We start from the raw sequence: 21,526 nt of genomic DNA on the forward strand, positions 1-21,526 counted from the left end.
GGGTGAGGCATTGGTGGGGGACTGTAGTCCATGACGCCAGGGGGGCGATGTGCCCGGAAAGTGTTTGCCCGGTTAGCGTTCACGCATGAATGAAGATGTCCGCCTGACCGCCTGGGTGCGCGGCCGTGTACAGGGAGTGGGCTTCCGCTGGTTCACCAGGGCTAACGCTTTGGAGATCGGAGGCGTGGTCGGCTTCGCCCTCAATCTCGACGACGGACGAGTCCAGGTGGTGGCCGAAGGTCAACGTGAGAATTGCCACCGGCTGCTGGACTGGCTCCGCTCGGCCGACACGCCCGGGAGGGTGGACGGGGTGACAGAGATATGGGGCACACCGCGCGGTGGCTACGACGGGTTCGGGATCCGGTGATCTTTCGACTGATCATGAACTGATCAGATCCCCGGGCGGCGCGCACATGGTCGGATCTGCGCATTCATCGCCGACGCGTTGCCGCGGCCGCCGATCCGTGGAAGGCTCGGAGACGAGGATGATCTCCCCGCCCCTTGTGCGGGCCGGGCTGCCCGCCGATACGGGGCGTGATCGTGTTGACCGTCAAACTTTTTGGTGAGACGCTGGAAGCCCCGCGCACCTGAGCTGTTTGGCAGTGTTGGCAGTAGTAAGCGCAGTGACTGTCAGTCGCTGCCGGACATCCGCGGGTGCGATTCCCTCACGACCCACACCGCTTCGGTCGGTCACTCAGTGTGGAGGACCATCCATCATGGCAAAGGCGCTTCTCGGTTACGTCGGCGGTTCCGACCCGCGACTCCTCGCCGAGATGCGACGGCTTCAGCAGCGCGTCCAGGACCTCGAGTCCGAGCTCGGACGAATCCAGTCCGAGAACGACGCACTGAACGCGGCCGCCGCTCAGCACGGAGACTCGCTGCTGGACAGCATCGACCTCGACGTACCCCAGGCGGAGCCTGCGCTCACCTGATCCGCGCTTCACTCGTCGCAACTCCAGCCCCGCATGATCTGCAAGGGACGCTCCGGCGTCCCTTCTTTCTTTCACCCGCCCCCTCTTCCCCCCTCCCGCGGTCCCGTCCCTTCCTGTCACCGCCGCCGGATCCTCATTGGGCCAGGCGGGGGGCTGATTCCTTTGGCGTCTGATCTGCCCTGCACCTTCATGGGTGAAACCGAACGCGAAAGGTAGAGTCCGGCGGCGTGCACCTCAAGTCCCTGACCCTGCGCGGCTTCAAATCCTTTGCCTCCGCGACCACCCTGCGCTTCGAACCGGGGATCACCTGCGTCGTCGGTCCGAACGGCTCCGGCAAGTCCAACGTGGTGGACGCGCTGTCCTGGGTCATGGGGGAACAGGGAGCGAAATCCCTGCGCGGTGGGAAGATGGAAGACGTCATCTTCGCCGGGACGACCGGACGCCCCCCGCTCGGCCGCGCCGAGGTCTCGCTGACCATCGACAACTCCGACGGCGCCCTGCCGATCGACTACGCCGAGGTCACCATCACGCGGATCATGTTCCGCGGCGGCAGCAGCGAGTACCAGATCAACGGGGACACCTGCCGGCTCCTCGACATCCAGGAACTGCTCTCCGACTCCGGCATCGGCCGCGAGATGCACGTCATCGTCGGCCAGGGCCAGCTGGACTCCGTCCTGCACGCCGATCCCATGGGCCGCCGCGCCTTCATCGAGGAGGCGGCGGGCGTACTGAAGCACCGCAAGCGCAAGGAGAAGGCGCTCCGCAAGCTCGACGCGATGCAGGCCAACCTCGCGCGCGTGCAGGACCTCACCGACGAACTGCGGCGCCAGCTCAAGCCGCTCGGACGGCAGGCCGCGGTGGCCCGGCGGGCGGCCGTGATCCAGGCCGACCTGCGCGACGCGCGGCTGCGGCTGCTCGCCGACGACCTGGTGACGCTGCGCGGCGCGCTGGACGCCGAGCTCGCGGACGAGGAGGCGCTCAAGGAGCGCAAGGAGTCGGCCGAGCGCGAGCTCGCGGGGGCGACGCGCCGCGAGGCGGACCTGGAACGTGCCGTACGGGAGCTCTCCCCCCGGCTCCAGCGGGCCCAGCAGACCTGGCACGAACTGGCGCAGCTCGCCGAGCGGGTACGGGGCACCGCCTCCCTCGCCGACGCCCGGGTCCGCAGCGCGACCAACCCGGTGGAGGAGGAGCGGCGCGGGCGAGACCCGGAGGACATGGAGAGGGAGGCCGAGCGGATCCGCGAGCAGGAGGCGGAGCTGACGGCCGCCCTGGAGGCCGCCGAACGGGCGCTGGAGGACACCGCCGAGCACCGCGCCGAGCTGGAGCGGGCGCTCGCCGCGGAGGAACGCCGGCTGCGGGACGCGGCGCGCGCCATCGCCGACCGGCGCGAGGAACTGGCCCGGCTGACCGGCCGCCTCGGCGCGGCCCGCTCCCGGGCGGGCGCCGCCCAGGCGGAGATCGACCGGCTCGTGGCGGCCCGGGACGCGGCGCGGGAGCGGGCGGACGCGGCACGGGAGGAGTACGAGGCGCTGGCCGAGGAGGTCGGCGGACTGGAGGACCCCGCGGCGGACGGGGAGTACGAGGCCGCCCGGGCCGAGCTGGCCGATGCGGAGACCGCGCTGGGCGCCGCCCGGGAGGCGCTGACCTCGGCGGAACGATCCCGCGCGGCCGTCTCGGCGCGGCGGGACGCCCTCGCGCTGGGGCTGCGCCGCAAGGACGGAACGGGCGCGCTGCTCGCGGCGAGCGACAGGCCGGCCGGTCTGCTCGGTCCGGCGGCGGAGCGGCTGACGGTGACCCCGGGGTACGAGGTCGCGGTGGCGGCGGCGCTCGGGGCCGCCGCCGACGCGGTGGCGGTGACGGGCCCCGGGGCCGCGGCGGAGGCCATCCGCCACCTGCGGGCCGCCGACGCGGGCCGCGCCAGCTTCCTGATCGCCCCGCCGGCCCCGGGGCCCGGGGTGCCGGGCCAGTACCCCGCGGCCGGGCCGGGGCAGGCCGGAGGCGTTCTCGCCCCGGCCGGCGTCGGTCAGGCCGGAAGCGTCCCCGCCCCGGCCGGCGCGGGGACGGCCGATGCGGGTGCCGCCCGGAGCGACGTGCCGGGCGGGGTGTCGGGGGGCGTGCCGCACCAGGCTCCCGCGGGGGAGGCGGTCGGTGTGCTCGTACGGCCCGGGCGGGAGGCCGCCGGGCTGGTCGGCGGGGACGCGGAGGTGCGGCGGGCCGTGGCCTGGGTGCTGCGGGACCACGTCGTGGTCGGGACCCTGGAAGAGGCCGAGGCGGTCGTGGCCGCGCATCCGGACCTGGTGGCGGTCACCGCCGAGGGCGACGTGCTGGGGGCCCACTGCGCGCACGGCGGCTCGGCGGGCGCGCCCAGCCTGATCGAGGTGCAGGCCGCCGTCGACGAGGCGGCGGCGGAGCTGGACCGGCTGGAGGAACGGTGCCGCGAGCTGGCCGGGGCGCAGGACGCCGCCCGGGAACGCCGGACCGCGGCCGCCGCCCGAGCCGAGGAGCTGGACGGGCTGCGGCGGGCCGGCGAGCAGGCCCGGGCCGGGGTCGCGCAGCAGCTCGGGAGGCTCGCCGGGCAGGCGAAGGGGGCACTGGGCGAGTCCGAGCGCAGCGCCCTCGCGGCGGCCACCGCCCAGGAGGCGCTGGAGCGGGCGCGGGCCGACGTGGAGGAGTGCGCGGAGCGGCTCGCGGTGGCGCAGGAGATGCCCGTCGAGGAGGAGCCCGACACCTCGGCGCGGGAGCGGCTCGCGGCCGACGGGGCGAACGCCCGGCAGACCGAGATGGAGGCCCGGCTCCAGCTGCGGACCCACGAGGAACGGGTCAAGGGGCTGGCCGGGCGCGCGGACGCGCTGGACCGGGGGGCCAGGGCGGAACGCGAGGCCCGGGCGCGCGCGGAGCGGCGTCGCGCCCGGCTGCGCCACGAGGCCGAGGTGGCCCGGGCCGTCGCCGACGGGGCACGGCAGTTGCTGGCGCACCTGGAGGTGTCGGTGGGCCGCGCGGAGGGGGAGCGTACGGCCGCCGAGCACGCGAAGGGGCTGCGCGAGCGGGAGCTGGCGGAGGCCCGGGGCCGGGGCCGCGACCTGAAGGGCGAACTGGACAAGCTGACCGACTCCGTGCACCGGGGCGAGGTGCTCGGCGCCGAGAAGCGGCTGCGGATCGAGCAGCTGGAGACGCGCGCGCTGGAGGAGCTGGGGGTGGAGCCGGTCGCCCTGGTGGCGGAGTACGGTCCGGACCAGCCCGTCCCGCCGCCCGTGCCCGCCGCCGGGGAGGACGGGGCCGATCCGCAGGACGCGCTCCTCCGGCCGGGACCGTTCGTACGGGCCGAGCAGGAGAAGCGGCTCCGGGCGGCCGAGAAGGCGTACCAGCAGCTCGGCAAGATCAACCCGCTGGCGCTGGAGGAGTTCGCGGCGCTGGAGGAGCGTCATCAGTTCCTCAGCGAGCAGCTGGAGGACCTGCGCAAGACGCGGACCGATCTCCTTCAAGTGGTGAAGGAGGTAGACCAGCGGGTCGAGCAGGTGTTCACCGAGGCCTACCGGGACACCGCCCGGGAGTTCGAGGGGGTGTTCTCGCGGCTGTTCCCCGGTGGCGAGGGCCGGCTGATCCTCACCGACCCGGACGACATGCTGGCCACCGGAGTGGACGTCGAGGCCAGGCCGCCGGGCAAGAAGGTCAAGCGGCTGTCGCTGCTGTCCGGCGGCGAACGGTCGCTGACGGCCGTGGCGTTGCTGGTCTCCATCTTCAAGGCGCGCCCCAGCCCGTTCTACGTGATGGACGAGGTGGAGGCCGCCCTGGACGACACCAACCTCCAGCGGCTGATCCGCATCATGGAGGAGCTCCAGGAGAGCTCCCAGCTGATCGTCATCACGCACCAGAAGCGGACGATGGAGGTCGCGGACGCCCTCTACGGGGTCTCGATGCAGGGCGACGGCGTCTCGAAGGTCATCAGCCAGCGGCTGCGCTGAAGACTCCACAAGCCGTCCATTCTTCAAGAAGTGAACTCAAGTGGCGATCGCCTCAGTTAACGAGACCTTCACATGACCTCTTGACTTCAGGAAATGAACACATAGGCTCGCTCCGCTGTCCCCCGACTTCGGGTGGTGCCCGATCTTGACCTGTGCGCCACTAGGAGAACGGACAAAACCCCCCACGGAGCGCACCTTGACCAGCAGCACAGCGAAGGCACCCGCACCGGGCGGCGGCACGCCGCAGCCCGACCACCTCGGGCACGTCATCTTCATCACCGCGGCCGCGGCCATGGGCGGTTTCCTCTTCGGCTACGACAGCTCCGTCATCAACGGCGCCGTCGAGGCCATCCGCGACCGTTTCGACGTCGGCTCCGCCACCCTCGCCCAGGTGATCGCGGCCGCACTCATCGGCTGCGCCTTCGGCGCGGCCACGGCCGGCCGCATCGCCGACCGGATCGGCCGAATCCGCTGCATGCAGATCGCGGCCGTCCTCTTCAGCGCGAGCGCCATCGGTTCGGCCCTGCCGTTCGCCCTCTGGGACCTCGCCATGTGGCGCATCGTCGGCGGCTTCGGCATCGGCATGGCCTCGGTGATCGGACCCGCCTACATCGCCGAGGTCTCCCCGGCCGCCTACCGCGGCCGGCTCGCCTCCTTCCAGCAGGCCGCCATCGTCATCGGCATCGCCGTCTCGCAGCTGGTCAACTGGGGCATCCTCAACCTCGCCGACGGCGACCAGCGCGGCGAGATCGGCGGCCTGGAAGCCTGGCAGTGGATGCTGGGCGTCATGGTCGTCCCGGCCGTGCTCTACGGCCTGCTGTCCTTCGTCATCCCCGAGTCCCCGCGCTTCCTCGTCTCCGTCGGCAAGATGGAGAAGGCCAAGACGGTCCTGCGCGAGGTCGAGGGCGAGGGCATCGACGCCGACGCCCGGGTCCGCGAGATCGACAACGCCATCCATTCGGAGCAGAAGTCGACGTTCAAGGACCTGCTCGGCGGCCGCTTCGGCTTCCTGCCCATCGTCTGGGTCGGCATCGGCCTCTCGCTCTTCCAGCAGCTCGTCGGCATCAACGTGATCTTCTACTACAGCTCCTCGCTGTGGCAGTCGGTCGGCGTCGACCCGAGCTCCTCGTTCCTGTACTCCTTCGAGACCTCCGTCGTGAACATCGTCGGTACGGTCATCGCGATGGTGTTCGTCGACCGGATCGGCCGCAAGCCGCTCGCCCTCATCGGCTCCACCGGCATGGCGATCTCCCTCGGACTCGCCGCCTGGGCCTTCTCCTACAAGGACACCACCGGCGGCGACATCGCCCTGCCGCACACCCAGGGGCTCGTCGCCCTCATCGCCGCCAACTTCTTCGTCCTCTTCTTCGCCCTGTCCTGGGGCGTCGTGGTCTGGGTGCTGCTCGGCGAGATGTTCCCGGGCCGGATCCGCGCCGCCGCCCTCGGCGTGGCGGCCGCCGCCCAGTGGATCGCCAACTGGGTCATCACGGTGTCGTTCCCGTCCCTGTCGGACTGGAACCTGTCCGGCGCCTACGTCATCTACGCGGTCTTCGCCGTGCTCTCGATCCCGTTCGTCCTCAAGTGGGTGCCGGAGACCAAGGGCAAGGCGTTGGAGGAGATGGGGTAATCATCCCCGCCACCACCCCTTCTCCTCCCTGGGCGCTGCCCCGGCTCAGTCCTTGAGCCGGGGCAGTACCTGTTCGCACAGCAACTGGAGGCTGCGCCAGCCCTCGTCCACCGGCATCCCCCCGCACAGCGGGTGCAGCACCAGGTTCCCCGCCTCGCCCGCGCCCCGCGCGTACTCCACCGCCTGATCCGGGGTCAGGATGCGGTACACCCCCTCCGCGCGCAGCTCCTCGACCGTGCGCGCCCCGGAGCGCACCGCGCTGCGGATGTCCTTGGACTGCCAGGAGGCGTACGTGCCCGCCTCGTGCAGGAAGTGGCCGCCGTACTCGGCCCACGCCCGGTCCGGGTCCTCCGCGAGGTGCAGCAGTGGGGTCTCGGCCGCCGGCATCATGCAGAAGCCCTCCGTGCCGTACTCCGCGAGCCTCGCGTTGTAGTACGCCTCCAGCTCCGGCAGGTGCGCGCTGGGGAAGAAGGGCAGCCCCAGCCGGGCCGCGCGGCGGGCCGCCGCCTCGGAACTGCCGCCGACCAGCAGGAGCGGGTGCGGCCGGGTGAAGGGGCGCGGGGTGACCCGTACGGTCCGGCCGCGGAAGGCGAACGGTTCGCCGGTCCAGGCCTTCAGCAGGGTCTCCAGCAGCTCGTCCTGGAGCCTGCCGCGCCGGCCCCACTCCACGCCGTGCTGCTCGTACTCCTCGGGCCGGTAGCCGATGCCCGCCACGGTGACGAGGCGTCCCCCGCTGAGCAGGTCCAGGACGGCGATGTCCTCGGCGACCTTCAGCGGGTCGTGCAGCGGGCCGATGATCGCCGAGACGGTGACCGCGATCCTGCGGGTGGCGCCGAAGACCGCGCCCGCGAAGGTGAAGGGGGAGGGCATCCAGTTGTTCGCGGTGCCGTGGTGCTCCTCGGTCTGGAGGGTGTCGATCCCGCGGTCGTCCGCGTAGGCGGCCATCTCCAGCGCCGCCCGGTAACGGGCGGAGAGGGTCTCGGGGGCGCCGTTCGGGTCGACGAGATTGAACCGGGCCACGGTGATGGGCATGGAGGAGTCCCCCTTCGCCGGATGTGGGTGGGCGGGCGAAGGGGGACGTTAGCTGACGAGGCGTCAGTTGGACAGGGTCCCGGCGGGCTCGCGCTCCTCGGCGGCCCCGCGGGCGGGCTCCGCCGGCGCCGTGCGCGGCAGTACGGCGTACAGCACGCCGGAGGTGACGATGCCGGTCACCCAGCCCAGGCCGTTCTGCCCGATCCAGGTGGAGGCGAGCGGCCCGCTGAACCAGTCCACCTTGGTGAACAGCAGGCCCGTCACCAGGGCGAGCGCCCAGGCCGTCATGGCCTGCCAGGCGAAGCCGCCCCGGTACCAGTAGGCGCTGGTCCGGGTGGTGTCCAGCAGCGCGGGGCCGTCGTACGTCCTGCGGCGCAGCATGTCGACGCCGAACACGCCGATCCACGCGGAGAAGGCCACGGCCAGCAGCGTCAGGAAGGAGATGAACGAGCCGAAGAAGCTCGTCGCGACGACCATGAGCAGGAAGCCGAAGACCAGGCTGATGATCGCGTTGACGCTGACCGCCCAGGCCCGCGGGACCTTGATGCCGAGGGTCTGCGCGGTGAAGCCGGCCGAGTACATGGACATCGAGTTGATCAGCAGCATGCCGATGAGCGCGATGAGCAGGTACGGCACCGCGAGCCAGGTGGGTAGCAGCTCCCCGATGAAGGAGACCGGATCCTGGGCCGTGGCCAGGTCGGGGGTGCCGACGGCCATCACGGCGCCCATCAGCACCATCGGCAGCACCACGACCCCCGCGCCGCCGATCGTCGCGCCGACCATGCCGCGGGACGAGGCGGTGCGGGGCAGGTACCGGGTGAAGTCCGGGCCGGAGGGCACCCAGGAGATGCCGCCCGCGGCGATGGTGCCGATGCCCGCGATCATCATCGCCGTGGAGCCGGCCGGCTTGTCGAAGACGGCCGACCAGTCGGTGTTGAAGAGCAGGTAGCCCAGCACGAGCACGCTGAAGCCGCCGAAGAGGTACGTCGACCAGGTGGAGCAGACGCGCAGCGCGTTGATGCCGAGCCCGGAGACCACGAAGGTGCAGCCCACGAAGAACAGCAGGGTCACGACGATGAGCGGGGTGCTGCTCTCGATCCCGAAGAGGAGGTCCAGGACGGTCAGGACGGCGTAGGCCCCGCTGACCGCGTTGATGGTCTCCCAGCCCCACCGGGCCACCCAGATCAGCGCGCCCGGGAACAGGTTGCCGCGCTGCCCGAAGACGGCCCGGGACAGGGCCATGCCGGGCGCCCCGCCGCGCTTGCCGGCGATGGAGATCAGGCCCACGATCCCGTACGAGATCACGGGCGCGGCGACCGCCACGACGAGCACCTGCCAGATGTTCAGCCCGTTGAGGATCACCAGCCCCGCGCCCATGGTGAGCAGCAGCACGCTGATGTTCGCGGCGACCCAGGTGGGAACGAGCTCGCGGACGCGTCCGGTGCGCTCGCCGTCGGGTACGGGCTCCAGCCCGCGGGTCTCGACGGCGGTCTCGGCCGGGGCGGCTATCGCGCCGTCGGCGGTCTCGGCAGGCATGCGCTACTCCGTGGGGGCAGGGTGGGGGAGTCGCCCATCATCGTAGATTCGCGGCGAAGAAGACAAATAGAGGCTTAGTGCTCTGGGGGAACCGGCGGGGACGCCCGGGCCGCACCGACGGAGTGCCGTGCGCGCGGTCGCGCATACTGGCCCTGTTATGGAAATCCTCATCCTTGCTGTAGTCATCGCCCTGGTCGCGGTCGGCGCGATCAGCGGGCTCGTGGTCAGCAGCCGCAAGAAGAAGCAGCTGCCCCCCACGGCGCCGCCGAGCACGCCGACCATCACTGCCCCGCCCGCCGAACCGCAGGTGGGGGAGGACGCCGCACCGACGGCGGAAGAGCCGCGCCGCACGATCGAGGAGGTCACCCTCCCCGACGCCGGGGCCGCCCTCGAATCGCCGGTCGCGGTCGAGGATCCGGTCGTCGAGGCCCCGGCCGCGCCCGAGATCGAGGTGCCCGAGCCCACCGCCGGCCGCCTGGTCCGGCTGCGCGCGCGGCTCGCCCGTTCGCAGAACTCCCTCGGCAAGGGGCTGCTCACGCTCCTCTCGCGCGAGCACCTCGACGAGGACACCTGGGAGGAGATCGAGGAGACCCTCCTCATCGCCGACGTGGGCGTCGCGCCGACCCAGGAGCTGGTGGACCGGCTCCGCGAGCGGGTCAAGGTGCTCGGCACCCGCACCCCCGCCGACCTGCGCGCCCTGCTCAAGGAGGAGCTGCTGACGCTGGTCGGCACCGACTTCGACCGTGCCGTGAAGACCGAGTCCGGCGTCGACACCCCGGCCGTCGTGATGGTCGTCGGCGTCAACGGCACCGGCAAGACCACCACCACCGGCAAGCTCGCCCGCGTCCTCGTGGCCGACGGCCGCAGCGTGGTCCTCGGCGCGGCCGACACCTTCCGCGCGGCCGCCGCCGACCAGCTCCAGACCTGGGGCGACCGGGTCGGGGCGCGCACCGTGCGCGGTCCCGAAGGCGGCGACCCCGCCTCGATCGCCTACGACGCGGTCAAGGAGGGCATCTCCGAGGGGGCCGACGTGGTGCTCATCGACACCGCCGGCCGCCTCCACACCAAGACCGGCCTCATGGACGAGCTCGGCAAGGTCAAGCGCGTCGTGGAGAAGCACGGCCCGCTGGACGAGGTCCTGCTCGTCCTCGACGCCACCACCGGCCAGAACGGTCTGACGCAGGCCCGCGTCTTCGCCGAGGTCGTCGACATCACCGGCATCGTGCTCACCAAGCTCGACGGCACCGCCAAGGGCGGCATCGTCGTCGCCGTCCAGCGCGAGCTGGGCGTCCCGGTCAAGCTCGTCGGCCTCGGCGAGGGCCCGGACGACCTGGCCCCCTTCGAGCCGGAGGCGTTCGTGGACGCCCTGATCGGCGACTGAGCCCGCCCCACGCGCCGACCGCGCTCCGCTCCGCACACCGGTGCCCCCGGGTCCCCACGGACCCGGGGGCACCGGCGCGTGCGGGGCCGTCCGCCGCCGTGCGGGGCCTCAGTGCCGGAAGCGGTGACAGATGTAGGCCAGGGTGCCGAGCAGCAGCCGGGCCTGCGGGGGCCCGCCCGCGCAGTCCAGCGCGGGGCGGCGCAGCCAGCCGGCCGGGCCGAGGCCCGCGTGGTCGGAGGGCGGGGCGGTCAGGAAGGCGCCGTGGCCCAGGGCGCGCAGGTCCAGATCGGCGTCGTCCCAGCCCATCCGGTACAGCAGCTGCGGCAGCTCGGCGGCCGCGCCCGGGGCGACGAAGAACTGGGACCGGCCGTCCGGGGTCACCGTCACCGGGCCGAGCGGCAGCCCCATCCGCTCCATCCGGACCAGGGCCCGGCGCCCCGCTTCCTCGGACACCTCGATGACGTCGAAGGTCCGGCCGACCGGGAGGAGGATCGCCGCGCCCGGGTACTCGCCCCAGACCTCGGTGACCTCGTCGAGGGTGGCGCCCGCGGGGACGGTGGGAGCGAAGTCCAGCGGATGCGCCCCCGGCGCACCGCATTTCGTATGACCGCAGGAGCAGTCCCGGGCGGGGGCGGCGGCCCGGGCGCCGGGCACCGTATCCCAGCCCCACAGCCCCGTGTACTCCGCCACCGTCGTGCACTCCGAGGTCCTGCCCCGGCGCCGGACGCCGGAACGGAACTCCTTGGTGCCGCGGCTGCCGCCGATCGTGAAGCCCATGCCCATGCCCCCTCCAACGGGTCGGACGCGCCGGTGGTTACGACGTCGGCGGGACCTGTCGGCGGCCGGGTGCGGCACGTTCTCCGGCGGGGCCCGCCCGGCGCACTCCTCGCCGCGCGCGCCCCGTGCGCACTCCCGTCCAACCGTTCCGTTCCGCCTTCATGTCAAGTGAATCGCGCCTGGCCGGTGGCGAGTTCATTCGAAGGGGTGGCGAATGGTGGCGTTTCTGGAATCGACCTCGCCGCAGGGGTGATCGTAGGATTACTTTCGGTGCACGAACCCCGAAGGCGGACCCGACCGTGGGTATGCCGGAGGCAATCCGTGGAGGACCTGTGAAGGTCCCCGGCGGCAACGGCCGCCACGGCCAGGGTTCCGTGTGAAGAGGCGATGCGGATGGGGGCGTTCCAGTGAGCGGCAACGGCGCAAGCGGAACGATCGAGGAATCCGCTGACCGCAATGTTCAGCTGACCTCGTGGTTCGTCCGCAGCGGCTGGTCCAAGGGCGAACTGGCCCGCCAGGTCAACCGCCGGGCCCGCCAGATGGGCGCCCACCACATCAGCACCGACACCTCCCGGGTCCGCCGCTGGCTGGACGGCGAACAGCCCCGCGAACCCGTGCCGCGCATCCTCTCGGAGCTGTTCTCCGAACGCTTCGGTTCCGTCGTCGCCATCGAACAGCTCGGCCTGCGCACCGCCCACCAGACGCCCTCGGTCTCCGGCGTGGACCTGCCCTGGGCCGGTCCGCAGACCGTCGAGCTGCTCAGCGAGTTCTCCCGCAGCGACCTCATGCTCGCCCGCCGCGGCTTCCTCGGGACCTCGCTCGCGCTCTCCGCCGGCCCCGCCCTCATCGAGCCCATGCAGCGCTGGCTCGTCCCGGTCCCGGCCGCCGACCCCGGACCGCGCGCCGAGGGCGGGCCGGCGGGCCAGGCCGGCGGCCACCGGCCGCCCCGGCTCTCGGAACCGGAACTCGACCTCCTCGAAGCCACCACCGTGATGTTCCGCCAGTGGGACGCCCAGTGCGGCGGCGGACTGCGCCGCAAGGCCGTCGTGGGCCAGCTGCACGAGGTCACCGACCTGCTCCAGGAGAACCACCCGGCCCCGGTCATGAAGCGGCTCTTCAAGGTGGCCGCCGAACTCGCCGAGCTCGCCGGCTGGATGAGCTACGACATCGGCCTGCACCCCACCGCCCAGAAGTACTTCGTCCTCGCGCTGCACGCCGCCAAGGAGGGCGGGGACAAGCCGCTCGGCTCGTACATCCTGTCCAGCATGAGCCGCCAGATGATCCACCTGGGCCGCCCCGAGGACGCCCTGGAACTCATCCACCTCGCGCAGTACGGCAGCCGCGACTGCGCCGGCCCGCGCACCCAGGCCATGCTGTATGCGATGGAGGCCCGCGCCTACGCCAACATGGGCCAGCCCAGCCGCTGCAAGCGGGCCGTCCGGATGGCCGAGGACACCTTCTCCGACGTCGGCTTCGGCGGCGAGCCCGAGCCCGACTGGATCCGCTTCTTCTCCGAGGCGGAACTCAACGGCGAGAACTCCCACTCGTACCGCGACCTGGCCTACGTCGCCGGCCGCAGCCCCACCTACGCCTCCCTCGCCGAACCGGTCATGGAACGCGCCGTCGAGCTGTTCGCCAAGGACGAGGAACACCAGCGCTCGTACGCCCTGAACCTCATCGGCATGGCCACCGTCCACCTGCTCCAGCGTGAGCCCGAGCAGGCCACCGTCCTCGTCGACCAGGCCCTCGACGTGGCGCGAAAGGTGCGCTCCGAACGGGTGAACACGCGGCTGCGCAAGACCGTGGACACCGCCGCCCGTGAGTACGGAGACGTCGCCGAGGTGGTCCGGCTGACCGACCTCCTCGCATCCCGCCTCCCCGAGGCCGCCGAGGCCGTCTGACGGCCCTCCCGGCCGCCCCCAAGGCCCCGGCCGCGGCAGTCACCCCGTGAAGCCCGATCAGGCTCCCCCAGCCAGGTCACCCGGGTCACCGCCGCGGCCGGGCTCTCCGCATGATCCGTTCATGGACGCGTAACACGCACGACCTCTTCGTCATCGCGGCGAAACACCCAGCGGCGCCGCCGGAAACCGGCCTGCGCGAATCTCAAGGCCATTAACCGGCCAGTCCCCCAGCCGGCCGGACCCCTTAACGCCGCTCAGGTTTTCACGATCGCCCGCACGCGAACGTACCGACGACGAGGAGACGCCGATGGCATCAGCCATCACGACCCTCGCGGCAGACGCCCCGACGCTGTCTGCCGCGAACACCGGGTTCATGCTCATCTGCTCCGCCCTGGTCATGCTGATGACCCCGGGACTCGCCTTCTTCTACGGAGGCATGGTCCGCGTCAAGAGCAGCCTCAACATGCTGATGATGAGCTTCATCAGCCTCGGGATCGTCACGATCCTGTGGGTCCTCTACGGCTTCAGCCTCGCCTTCGGCACCGACTCCGGCTCCCTCATCGGCTGGAACTCCGACTACGTCGGCCTCAGCGGCATCGGGATCACCGAGCTCTGGGACGGCTACACCATCCCGGTATACGTCTTCGCCGTCTTCCAGCTGATGTTCGCCGTCATCACCCCGGCCCTCATCAGCGGCGCCCTCGCCGACCGCGTCAAGTTCAGCGCCTGGGTGCTGTTCACCGCCCTGTGGGTCACCGTCGTCTACTTCCCCGTCGCCCACTGGGTGTGGGGCGCGGGCGGCTGGCTCTTCGAGCTCGGCGTCATCGACTTCGCGGGCGGCACCGCCGTCCACATCAACGCCGGCGCCGCGGCCCTCGGCGTCATCCTGGTCATCGGCAAGCGCGTCGGCTTCAAGAAGGACCCGATGCGCCCGCACAGCCTCCCCCTCGTGATGCTCGGCGCGGGCCTGCTGTGGTTCGGCTGGTTCGGCTTCAACGCCGGCTCCTGGCTCGGCAACGACGACGGCGTCGGCGCCGTCATGTTCGTCAACACCCAGGTCGCCACCGCCGCCGCCATGCTCGCCTGGCTCGCCTACGAGAAGCTGCGCCACGGCTCCTTCACCACCCTCGGCGCCGCCTCCGGCGCGGTCGCCGGCCTCGTCGCCATCACCCCCGCCGGCGGATCCGTCAGCCCCCTCGGCGCGATCGCCGTCGGTGCCATCGCCGGTGTCCTGTGCGCCATGGCCGTCGGCCTCAAGTACAAGTTCGGCTACGACGACTCCCTCGACGTGGTCGGCGTCCACCTCGTCGGCGGCATCGCCGGCTCCCTCCTCGTCGGCTTCTTCGCCACCGGAGGCGTGCAGTCCGACGCGGCCGGCCTCTTCTACGGCGGCGGCCTGGAGCAGCTCGGCAAGCAGGCCGTGGGCGTCTTCGCCGTCCTCGCCTACTCTCTCGTCGCGTCGGCGATCCTCGCCCTCCTCCTCGACAAGACGATCGGAATGCGCGTCACCGAGGACGTCGAGGTCTCCGGCATCGACCAGGTCGAGCACGCCGAGACGGCCTACGACTTCAGCGGGGCCGGCGGCGGAGCGGCCTCGCGCACCGTCACGGCACCCGCCCCCGCCGCGAGCAAGAAGGTAGACGCATGAAGCTGATCACCGCGATCGTCAAGCCGTACAAGCTGGACGAGATCAAGGAAGCCCTCCAGGCGTTCGGGGTCCAGGGGCTCACCGTCTCCGAGGCCAGCGGCTACGGGCGCCAGCGCGGCCACACCGAGGTCTACCGGGGCGCCGAGTACACCGTCGACCTCGTACCGAAGATCCGCATCGAGGTCCTCGTCGAGGACGGCGACGCCGAGGAGCTGATCGACCTCATCGTGCGCGTCGCCAGCACCGGCAAGATCGGCGACGGCAAGGTGTGGAGCGTCACCGTGGACTCGGTCGTCCGGGTCCGCACCTCCGAGCGCGGCGCAGACGCGCTCTAGCCGACGGGAGCTCCTGGGTGACGAGCGTCGAAGAGACCACGAACGGTCCGGACAACGATCCCCGCGACCCGGGACCCAGCGGCTACGCCGCGGCCCGGCTGCGACTCCTCCAGGAGGAGTCGCGGTCCGGGCCCTCCCGGCGTTCCGCCCTGTCCGGGCTCACCGACGACTGGCTGAACGCCCTGTTCGCCACGGCCGTACGGGAGACGGGCGTCCGGGGCGCCGCCCTCGTCGCCGTCGGCGGCTACGGGCGGGGGGAACTGTCCCCGCGCAGCGACCTCGACCTGCTGCTGCTCCACGACGGCAAGGCGCAGCCGCGGGCGCTCGCCGCCCTCGCGGACCGGCTCTGGTACCCCGTGTGGGACCTCGGCCTGGCCCTGGACCACTCGGTGCGGACCCCGGCCGAGGCCCGCAAGACCGCCGCCGAGGACCTCAAGGTGCACCTCGGGCTGCTCGACGCCCGGCCCGTCGCCGGGGACGCCGGACTGCTCGCCGGACTGCGCACCTCGGTCCTGGCCGACTGGCGCAACCAGGCCGCCAAACGGCTCCCGCAGCTCCACGCCCTGTGCCGCGACCGGGCCGACCGGGCGGGGGAGCTGCGCTTCCTGCTGGAACCCGACCTGAAGGAGGCCCGCGGGGGACTGCGCGACGCCACCGCGCTGCGGGCCGTGGCGGCGTCCTGGCTGGCCGACGCCCCGCGCGAGGGACTCGCCGAGGCCCGGCGGCGGCTGCTGGACGCGCGGGACGCGCTGCACCTGGTGACGGGCCGGGCGACCGACCGGCTCGCCCTCCAGGAGCAGGACCAGGTCGCCGCCCGGCTGGGCCTGATGGACTCGGACGCCCTGCTGCGCGAGGTGTACGAGGCCGCGCGGGTCATCGCGTACGCGGGCGACGTCACCTGGCGCGAGGTCGGCCGGGTGCTGCGGGCGCGGGCCGCCCGGCCGAGGCTGCGCGGGCTGCTGGGGACACGGGGGGCTCCGGCAGCCGAGCGCGCACCGCTGGCCGAGGGGGTCGTGGAGTCCGACGGGGAGGCCGTACTGGCACTGGCCGCACGGCCCGACCGGGACCCCGTACTGCCCCTGCGGTTCGGGGCGGCGGCCGCACAGGCCGGACTGCCCGTGTCCCTGCACTCCGTACGACGCCTCGCGGCGCAGGCCAAGCCGCTGCCGGTGCCCTGGCCGGCCGAGGCCCGGGAACAGCTGGTGACCCTGCTGGGCGCGGGCGAGCCGACGGTCGGGGTGTGGGAGGCGCTGGAGGCCGAGGGGCTGATCACCCGGCTGCTCCCCGACTGGGAGCGGGTGCGGTGCAGGCCGCAGCGCAACCCGGTGCACACCTGGACGGTGGACCGGCACCTGATCGAGACGGCGGTACGGGCCTCGGCCCTGACCCGCCGGGTGAGCCGCCCCGACCTGCTGCTCATGGCGGCCCTGCTGCACGACATTGGCAAGGGCTGGCCCGGGGACCACTCGGTGGCCGGCGAGACCATCGCCCGGGACATGGCCGTCCGGGTCGGCTTCGACGCCGAGGACGCCGCCGTGCTCGCCGTCCTCGTACGCCACCACCTGCTGCTCATCGACACCGCGACCCGGCGCGACCTGGACGACCCGGCCACCGTCCGCTCGGTCGCGCGCGTCCTGGGCTCGCTCGGCACGCTGGAGATCCTGCACGCCCTGACCGAGGCCGACGCCCTCGCGACCGGCCCCGCCGCCTGGAGCACCTGGCGGGGCTCCCTCGTCGCCGACCTCGTGGAACGGGTCGCCGCCGTCCTGCGGGGCGCGCCGCCCGCCGCCACGGAGCCGGAGATCCCCGGCACCGAACTGGAGCGCCTGGCGGTGGAGGCGCTGCGCACCGGGGAGCCGGTGCTGGCCCTGCACGCCCGCGAGGAGGAGGACGAGGCGGTCGGCGTGGAGCTGGTCCTCGCCGTTCCCGACCAGCCCGGCGTGCTCCCGGCGGCCGCCGGGGTGCTGGCCCTGCACCGGCTGACCGTCCGGGCGGCGGACCTGCGCTCCCTGGAGCTCCCGGACCTGCCCGGCGAGGTCCTCGTACTGCGCTGGCGGGTCGCCGCCGAATACGGGGCCCTGCCCCAGGCGGCCCGGCTGCGGACCGACCTGATCCGGGCGCTCGACGGCTCCCTGGACGTCCCGGCGAAGCTGGCGGACCGCGAGGCGGCCTACCCGAGGAGGCGGGGCGTCGTACCGCCGCCGCCCCGGGTGGGCGTGGTCCCGGACGTCTCCTCGCTGGCCACCGTCCTGGAGGTGCGCGCCCCCGACGCGGTGGGACTGCTGCACCGCATCGGCCGGGCCCTGGAGGGCGCCGGGGTCCGGGTGCGCAGCGCGCACGTGTCCACCCTGGGCGCCAACGCCGTGGACACCGTCTACGTCGTCGACGCCGACGGCAAACCCCTGGGCGCCCCGGACGCGGCCGCCCTGGCCGCGTCGGTGCAGGCCGCCCTGGCGTAGGGCGTGCGGTGAAAGTGGCGCCCGGCCCTCCGGGCGCCCGGCGCCACTTTCACCACGCGCCCCGGGGGCGTCCCCGCCGCCGCTCCCCGTACGCCCGTCCGCCCCGGGACGGCGGACGGGGAGGGGCGGGCGAAGGGAATGCCGCCCGCAGGGCCGGGCAGGCGGCGCGGCCCGATACCCTGGGGGACGACCACCACGCCCCCGACCCGAGGAATCGCGACCACCGTGTTCGATACGCTTTCCGACCGCCTCAGCGCGACCTTCAAGTCCCTCCGGGGCAAAGGCCGCCTCTCCGAGCAGGACATCGACGCTGCGGCGCGGGAAATCCGTATCGCCCTCCTCGAGGCCGACGTCGCGCTCCCCGTCGTCCGCTCCTTCATCGCGAACGTCAAGGAAAGGGCCCGTGGCGAGGAGGTCAGCAAGGCGCTGAACCCCGGCCAGCAGGTCCTCAAGATCGTCAACGACGAGCTGGTCTCGATCCTCGGCGGCGAGACCCGCCGGCTGCGCTTCGCCAAGACCGCGCCCACCGTGATCATGCTCGCGGGTCTCCAGGGTGCCGGTAAGACCACCCTCGCCGGAAAGCTCGGCCTCTGGCTGAAGGGGCAGGGCCACGCCCCGCTCCTGGTGGCGTGCGACCTCCAGCGCCCCAACGCCGTCAACCAGCTCTCCGTCGTCGCCGAGCGCGCGGGCGTCGCGGTGTACGCGCCCCAGCCCGGCAACGGCGTCGGCGACCCGGTCCAGGTCGCGAAGGACTCCGTCGAGTACGCCCGCACCAAGCAGTTCGACATCGTGATCGTCGACACCGCCGGCCGCCTGGGCATCGACGCCGAGCTGATGCAGCAGGCCGCGGACATCCGCGACGCCGTCAGCCCGGACGAGATCCTCTTCGTCGTCGACGCGATGATCGGCCAGGACGCGGTCAACACCGCCGAGGCCTTCCGCGACGGCGTCGGCTTCGACGGCGTGGTGCTCTCCAAGCTCGACGGCGACGCCCGTGGCGGTGCCGCGCTCTCCATCGCGCACGTCACCGGCAAGCAGATCATGTTCGCCTCGAACGGCGAGAAGCTCGACGAGTTCGACGCCTTCCACCCGGACCGCATGGCGGGCCGGATCCTCGACATGGGTGACATGCTCACCCTCATCGAGCAGGCCGAGAAGACCTTCAGCCAGGCCGAGGCCGAGAAGATGGCGGCCAAGCTGGCGAAGGGGCCGAAGGAGTTCACGCTCGACGACTTCCTGGCCCAGATGGAGCAGGTCCGCAAGATGGGCTCCATCTCCAAGCTCCTCGGCATGCTGCCGGGCATGGGCCAGATCAAGGACCAGATCAACAACATCGACGAGCGCGACGTCGACCGCACGGCCGCGATCATCAAGTCGATGACCCCGGCCGAGCGCCAGGACCCGCACCTCATCAACGGCTCCCGCCGCGCCCGCATCGCCAAGGGCTCCGGCACCGAGGTCAGCGCCGTCAAGGCGCTCGTGGAGCGCTTCTTCGAGGCCCGCAAGATGATGTCCCGCATGGCCCAGGGCGGCGGCATGCCGGGGATGCCGGGCCTGCCGGGCATGGGTGGCGGCCCCGGCCGGCAGAAGAAGCAGATCAAGCAGGCCAAGGGCAAGCGCAAGAGCGGCAACCCGATGAAGCGCAAGGAAGAGGAGGCCGCGGCCGCGGCCCGGCGCGAGCAGGGTCCGCAGGCGGCGGAGCCCGCCGCGGGCGGCAACCCGTTCGGCCTCCCGGCCGGCGGCGGCCAGCCCGGCCAGGACTTCGACCTGCCGGACGAGTTCAAGAAGTTCATGAAGTAGGACGTACGCCGCGAGCGGGGGAGGGCCCCGGCCGACGTGACCGCACCAGGTCGCGCGGCCGGGGCCCTTCCTGGTTTCCACGTTTCCGCGCGCTCGTTCCACGCGCCGACTCCTGCGGGGGCAATGATCAGGTTTGTCCCTTATCGTCGGCCGGGAGGACGGCATAAGGAGGCCCCGTGCCCAGCCCCACCCCCGTACCGCCGCGCGACCGGGCCGACACGCCCTGGCGCTCGGAAGGCGCACCGCCCTCCCCGCCGCCCCGCAAGAAGATGCCCGGGGGCTGGCGGGCGCTCGTCCTCGCCGCCCTGATCGTCTACCTGATCACCAACGTCGTCCTGTCGTTCTTCAACGAGGGCGACGAGCCCGTCATCTCCTACACGGAGTTCAGCAAGCAGGTCGCCGACGGCAACGTCTCGAAGATCTACTCCAAGGGCGACGCCATCCAGGGTGAACTCAAGGCCAAGAAGCCGCTGCCCGACGGGGACAAGGGCGACTACACCAAGTTCGTCACCCAGCGCCCCGCCTTCGCCGACGACGCCCTGTGGGCCGAACTCACCCGGCAGAACGTGACCGTGACCGCCTCCCCGGTCGTCGTCCAGCGCAGCTTCCTCGCCAACCTCCTGATCTCCCTCGCCCCGATGCTCCTTCTGGTCCTGCTGTGGGTGGTCATCGCCCGCCGCATGGGCTCGGCGATGGGCGGCGGCATGGGCGGACTCGGCCGCAAGGCCCCGCCCAGGCCGGTGGAACTGGAGGGCGTCCACCGCACCAGCTTCGAGGACGTGGCGGGCATCGACGAGGTCGCGGGCGAGCTCAACGACGTCGTCGACTTCCTCAAGAACCCCCAGCGGTACCGGAAGATGGGCGCCCGCATGCCCGGAGGCGTCCTGCTCTCCGGCCCTCCCGGCACCGGCAAGACCCTGCTGGCCCGGGCCGTCGCCGGCGAGGCCGGAGTGCCCTTCTTCTCCGCCTCCGCCTCCGAGTTCATCGAGATGATCGTCGGCGTCGGCGCCTCCCGGGTCCGCGAACTCTTCACCGAGGCCCGCAAGGTGGCCCCCGCGATCATCTTCATCGACGAGATCGACACCATCGGCCGCGCCCGGGGCGCCGGCGCCGGCATGGGCGGCCACGACGAACGCGAACAGACCCTCAACCAGATCCTCACCGAGATGGACGGGTTCTCCGGCTCGGAGGGCGTCGTCGTCCTCGCCGCCACCAACCGGGCCGACGTCCTCGACCCCGCGCTCACCCGCCCCGGACGCTTCGACCGGACCGTGGTCGTCTCCCCGCCCGACCGCCGGGGCCGCGAGGCCATCCTGCGCATCCACACCCGCGACATCCCCCTCGCCGGCGACGTGGACCTCGCCCAGGTGGCCCGCAGCACCCCCGGCATGACCGGCGCCGAACTGGCCAACCTCGCCAACGAGGGCGCGCTGCTCGCCGTCAAGCGCGGACAGCAGGCGGTCACCCAGGCCGACCTGTCCGACGCGCTGGAAAAGGTCCAGCTCGGCGCCGAGAGGTCCCTGGTCATGCCGGAGGAGGAGCGCCGCCGCACGGCCTACCACGAGAGCGGACACGCCCTCCTGGGCATGCTCCAGCCGGGCGCCGACCCCGTCCGCAAGATCACCATCGTTCCCCGCGGCCGGGCCCTCGGCGTCACCCTCTCCACCCCGGACGCCGACCGCTACGCCTACACCGAGGAGTACCTCCGGGGCCGCATCATCGGAGCCCTCGGCGGCATGGCCGCCGAACACGTCGTCTACGAGGTGATCACCACGGGCTCCGAGAGCGACCTCGAACAGGTCACGAGCATCGCCCGCGGCATGGCCGGACGCTGGGGCATGAGCGAGCGCGTCGGCCGCCTCACCGCCATCCCGTCCGACGGCCAGAGCCCGTACGGCCTCGCGGCCGCCCCCGCCACCCTCGACACGGTCGACCACGAGATGCGCCGGATCGTCGACGAGTGCTACGAGGAGGCCTGCCGCCTGCTGCGCGAGCACCGTCCGCAGCTCGACGCGCTCGCCGAGGCCCTGCTCGCCGCCGAAACCCTGGACGAGGCGGCGGCGTACGCGGCAGCGGGCATCACGCGCCTCACCAAGGACCACGGCGCGGGCTGACCGGTTCCGGCCCCTCCGCGAG

14 protein-coding genes are annotated in these 21,526 nt (G+C 72.5%); 11 read left to right on the forward strand and 3 right to left on the reverse strand.

What is annotated here, in order from left to right; genetic code table 11:
• The first annotated feature begins 85 nt into the window (after window positions 1-85).
• The 4 genes from AC07B0_RS20055 (at window position 86) to AC07B0_RS20070 (ending at window position 6,521) form a co-directional block, all read left to right on the forward strand.
• Window positions 86-367 carry an acylphosphatase gene (locus AC07B0_RS20055; RefSeq protein WP_356877892.1) on the forward strand — a complete coding sequence of 94 codons (282 nt, stop codon included), beginning with the start codon at window positions 86-88 and terminating at the stop codon, window positions 365-367.
• Between the two features lie 349 nt (window positions 368-716).
• Window positions 717-932 carry a hypothetical protein gene (locus tag AC07B0_RS20060; protein WP_030227372.1) on the forward strand — a complete coding sequence of 72 codons (216 nt, stop codon included), beginning with the start codon at window positions 717-719 and terminating at the stop codon, window positions 930-932.
• Window positions 933-1,159: 227 nt separating this feature from the next.
• On the forward strand, window positions 1,160-4,894 hold the full coding sequence (locus AC07B0_RS20065; RefSeq protein WP_478898657.1) for an AAA family ATPase: 3,735 nt from the start codon (window positions 1,160-1,162) through the stop codon (window positions 4,892-4,894).
• Between the two features lie 196 nt (window positions 4,895-5,090).
• Window positions 5,091-6,521: a sugar porter family MFS transporter gene (locus AC07B0_RS20070; protein ID WP_356877890.1), complete on the forward strand. Its 1,431-nt coding sequence runs from the start codon at window positions 5,091-5,093 to the stop codon at window positions 6,519-6,521.
• A 45-nt stretch (window positions 6,522-6,566) separates the two neighbouring features.
• On the opposite strand, the gene AC07B0_RS20075 is transcribed toward AC07B0_RS20070, so the two are convergent.
• Together AC07B0_RS20075 and AC07B0_RS20080 are read right to left on the reverse strand one after the other, a co-directional pair.
• Window positions 6,567-7,553, reverse strand: coding sequence for an LLM class flavin-dependent oxidoreductase (locus tag AC07B0_RS20075; protein WP_356877889.1), 987 nt, complete (start codon window positions 7,551-7,553; stop codon window positions 6,567-6,569).
• 63 nt (window positions 7,554-7,616) lie between these two features.
• Window positions 7,617-9,089, reverse strand: a complete 1,473-nt coding sequence (locus AC07B0_RS20080; RefSeq protein ID WP_469381070.1) for a cytosine permease — start codon at window positions 9,087-9,089, stop codon at window positions 7,617-7,619.
• A gap of 157 nt (window positions 9,090-9,246) precedes the next feature.
• Between AC07B0_RS20080 and ftsY the strand changes: the two genes are divergently transcribed.
• The gene (gene ftsY / locus AC07B0_RS20085) at window positions 9,247-10,470 is read left to right on the forward strand and encodes a signal recognition particle-docking protein FtsY (RefSeq protein ID WP_356877887.1); all 1,224 of its coding nucleotides are present in this window, start codon (window positions 9,247-9,249) and stop codon (window positions 10,468-10,470) included.
• Window positions 10,471-10,578: 108 nt separating this feature from the next.
• Here the strand turns inward: ftsY and AC07B0_RS20090 are convergent, their stop codons facing one another.
• A complete protein-coding gene (locus AC07B0_RS20090; RefSeq protein ID WP_469381073.1) occupies window positions 10,579-11,247 on the reverse strand; it encodes a bifunctional DNA primase/polymerase in 669 nt (222 codons plus the stop codon).
• A gap of 407 nt (window positions 11,248-11,654) precedes the next feature.
• Between AC07B0_RS20090 and nsdA the strand changes: the two genes are divergently transcribed.
• The 6 genes from nsdA (at window position 11,655) to ftsH (ending at window position 21,504) form a co-directional block, all read left to right on the forward strand.
• Window positions 11,655-13,148 (forward strand): transcriptional repressor NsdA, encoded by a 1,494-nt coding sequence (nsdA, locus tag AC07B0_RS20095; protein ID WP_356877885.1) that lies wholly within the window; start codon window positions 11,655-11,657, stop codon window positions 13,146-13,148.
• A 307-nt stretch (window positions 13,149-13,455) separates the two neighbouring features.
• Window positions 13,456-14,796, forward strand: coding sequence for an ammonium transporter (locus AC07B0_RS20100; RefSeq protein ID WP_356877884.1), 1,341 nt, complete (start codon window positions 13,456-13,458; stop codon window positions 14,794-14,796).
• On the forward strand, window positions 14,793-15,131 hold the full coding sequence (locus AC07B0_RS20105; protein WP_356877883.1) for a P-II family nitrogen regulator: 339 nt from the start codon (window positions 14,793-14,795) through the stop codon (window positions 15,129-15,131). The genes AC07B0_RS20100 and AC07B0_RS20105 overlap by 4 nt, the downstream gene beginning before the upstream one ends.
• 17 nt (window positions 15,132-15,148) lie before the next feature.
• Complete coding sequence (locus tag AC07B0_RS20110) at window positions 15,149-17,590, forward strand: [protein-PII] uridylyltransferase (protein WP_467297772.1); 2,442 nt, start codon at window positions 15,149-15,151, stop codon at window positions 17,588-17,590.
• 225 nt (window positions 17,591-17,815) lie between these two features.
• Window positions 17,816-19,390, forward strand: coding sequence for a signal recognition particle protein (gene ffh, locus AC07B0_RS20115; protein ID WP_356877881.1), 1,575 nt, complete (start codon window positions 17,816-17,818; stop codon window positions 19,388-19,390).
• Window positions 19,391-19,566: 176 nt separating this feature from the next.
• Window positions 19,567-21,504, forward strand: a complete 1,938-nt coding sequence (gene ftsH, locus AC07B0_RS20120; RefSeq protein WP_478865936.1) for an ATP-dependent zinc metalloprotease FtsH — start codon at window positions 19,567-19,569, stop codon at window positions 21,502-21,504.
• The last annotated feature ends 22 nt before the right edge of the window (window positions 21,505-21,526 follow it).

It is taken from the genome of Streptomyces sp. NPDC044704 (assembly GCF_056433525.1).

What these genes read in the sequence shown, in the direction of transcription:
- AC07B0_RS20055 (WP_356877892.1), top strand. Translation starts at nt 86, where the DNA reads ATGAATGAAGATGTCCGCCTGACCGCCTGGGTGCGCGGCCGTGTACAG.
- AC07B0_RS20060 (WP_030227372.1), top strand. Translation starts at nt 717, where the DNA reads ATGGCAAAGGCGCTTCTCGGTTACGTCGGCGGTTCCGACCCGCGACTC.
- AC07B0_RS20075 (WP_356877889.1), bottom strand. Translation starts at nt 7,553, where the DNA reads ATGCCCATCACCGTGGCCCGGTTCAATCTCGTCGACCCGAACGGCGCC.
- AC07B0_RS20080 (WP_469381070.1), bottom strand. Translation starts at nt 9,089, where the DNA reads ATGCCTGCCGAGACCGCCGACGGCGCGATAGCCGCCCCGGCCGAGACC.
- ftsY (WP_356877887.1), top strand. Translation starts at nt 9,247, where the DNA reads ATGGAAATCCTCATCCTTGCTGTAGTCATCGCCCTGGTCGCGGTCGGC.
- AC07B0_RS20090 (WP_469381073.1), bottom strand. Translation starts at nt 11,247, where the DNA reads ATGGGCTTCACGATCGGCGGCAGCCGCGGCACCAAGGAGTTCCGTTCC.
- AC07B0_RS20100 (WP_356877884.1), top strand. Translation starts at nt 13,456, where the DNA reads ATGGCATCAGCCATCACGACCCTCGCGGCAGACGCCCCGACGCTGTCT.
- AC07B0_RS20105 (WP_356877883.1), top strand. Translation starts at nt 14,793, where the DNA reads ATGAAGCTGATCACCGCGATCGTCAAGCCGTACAAGCTGGACGAGATC.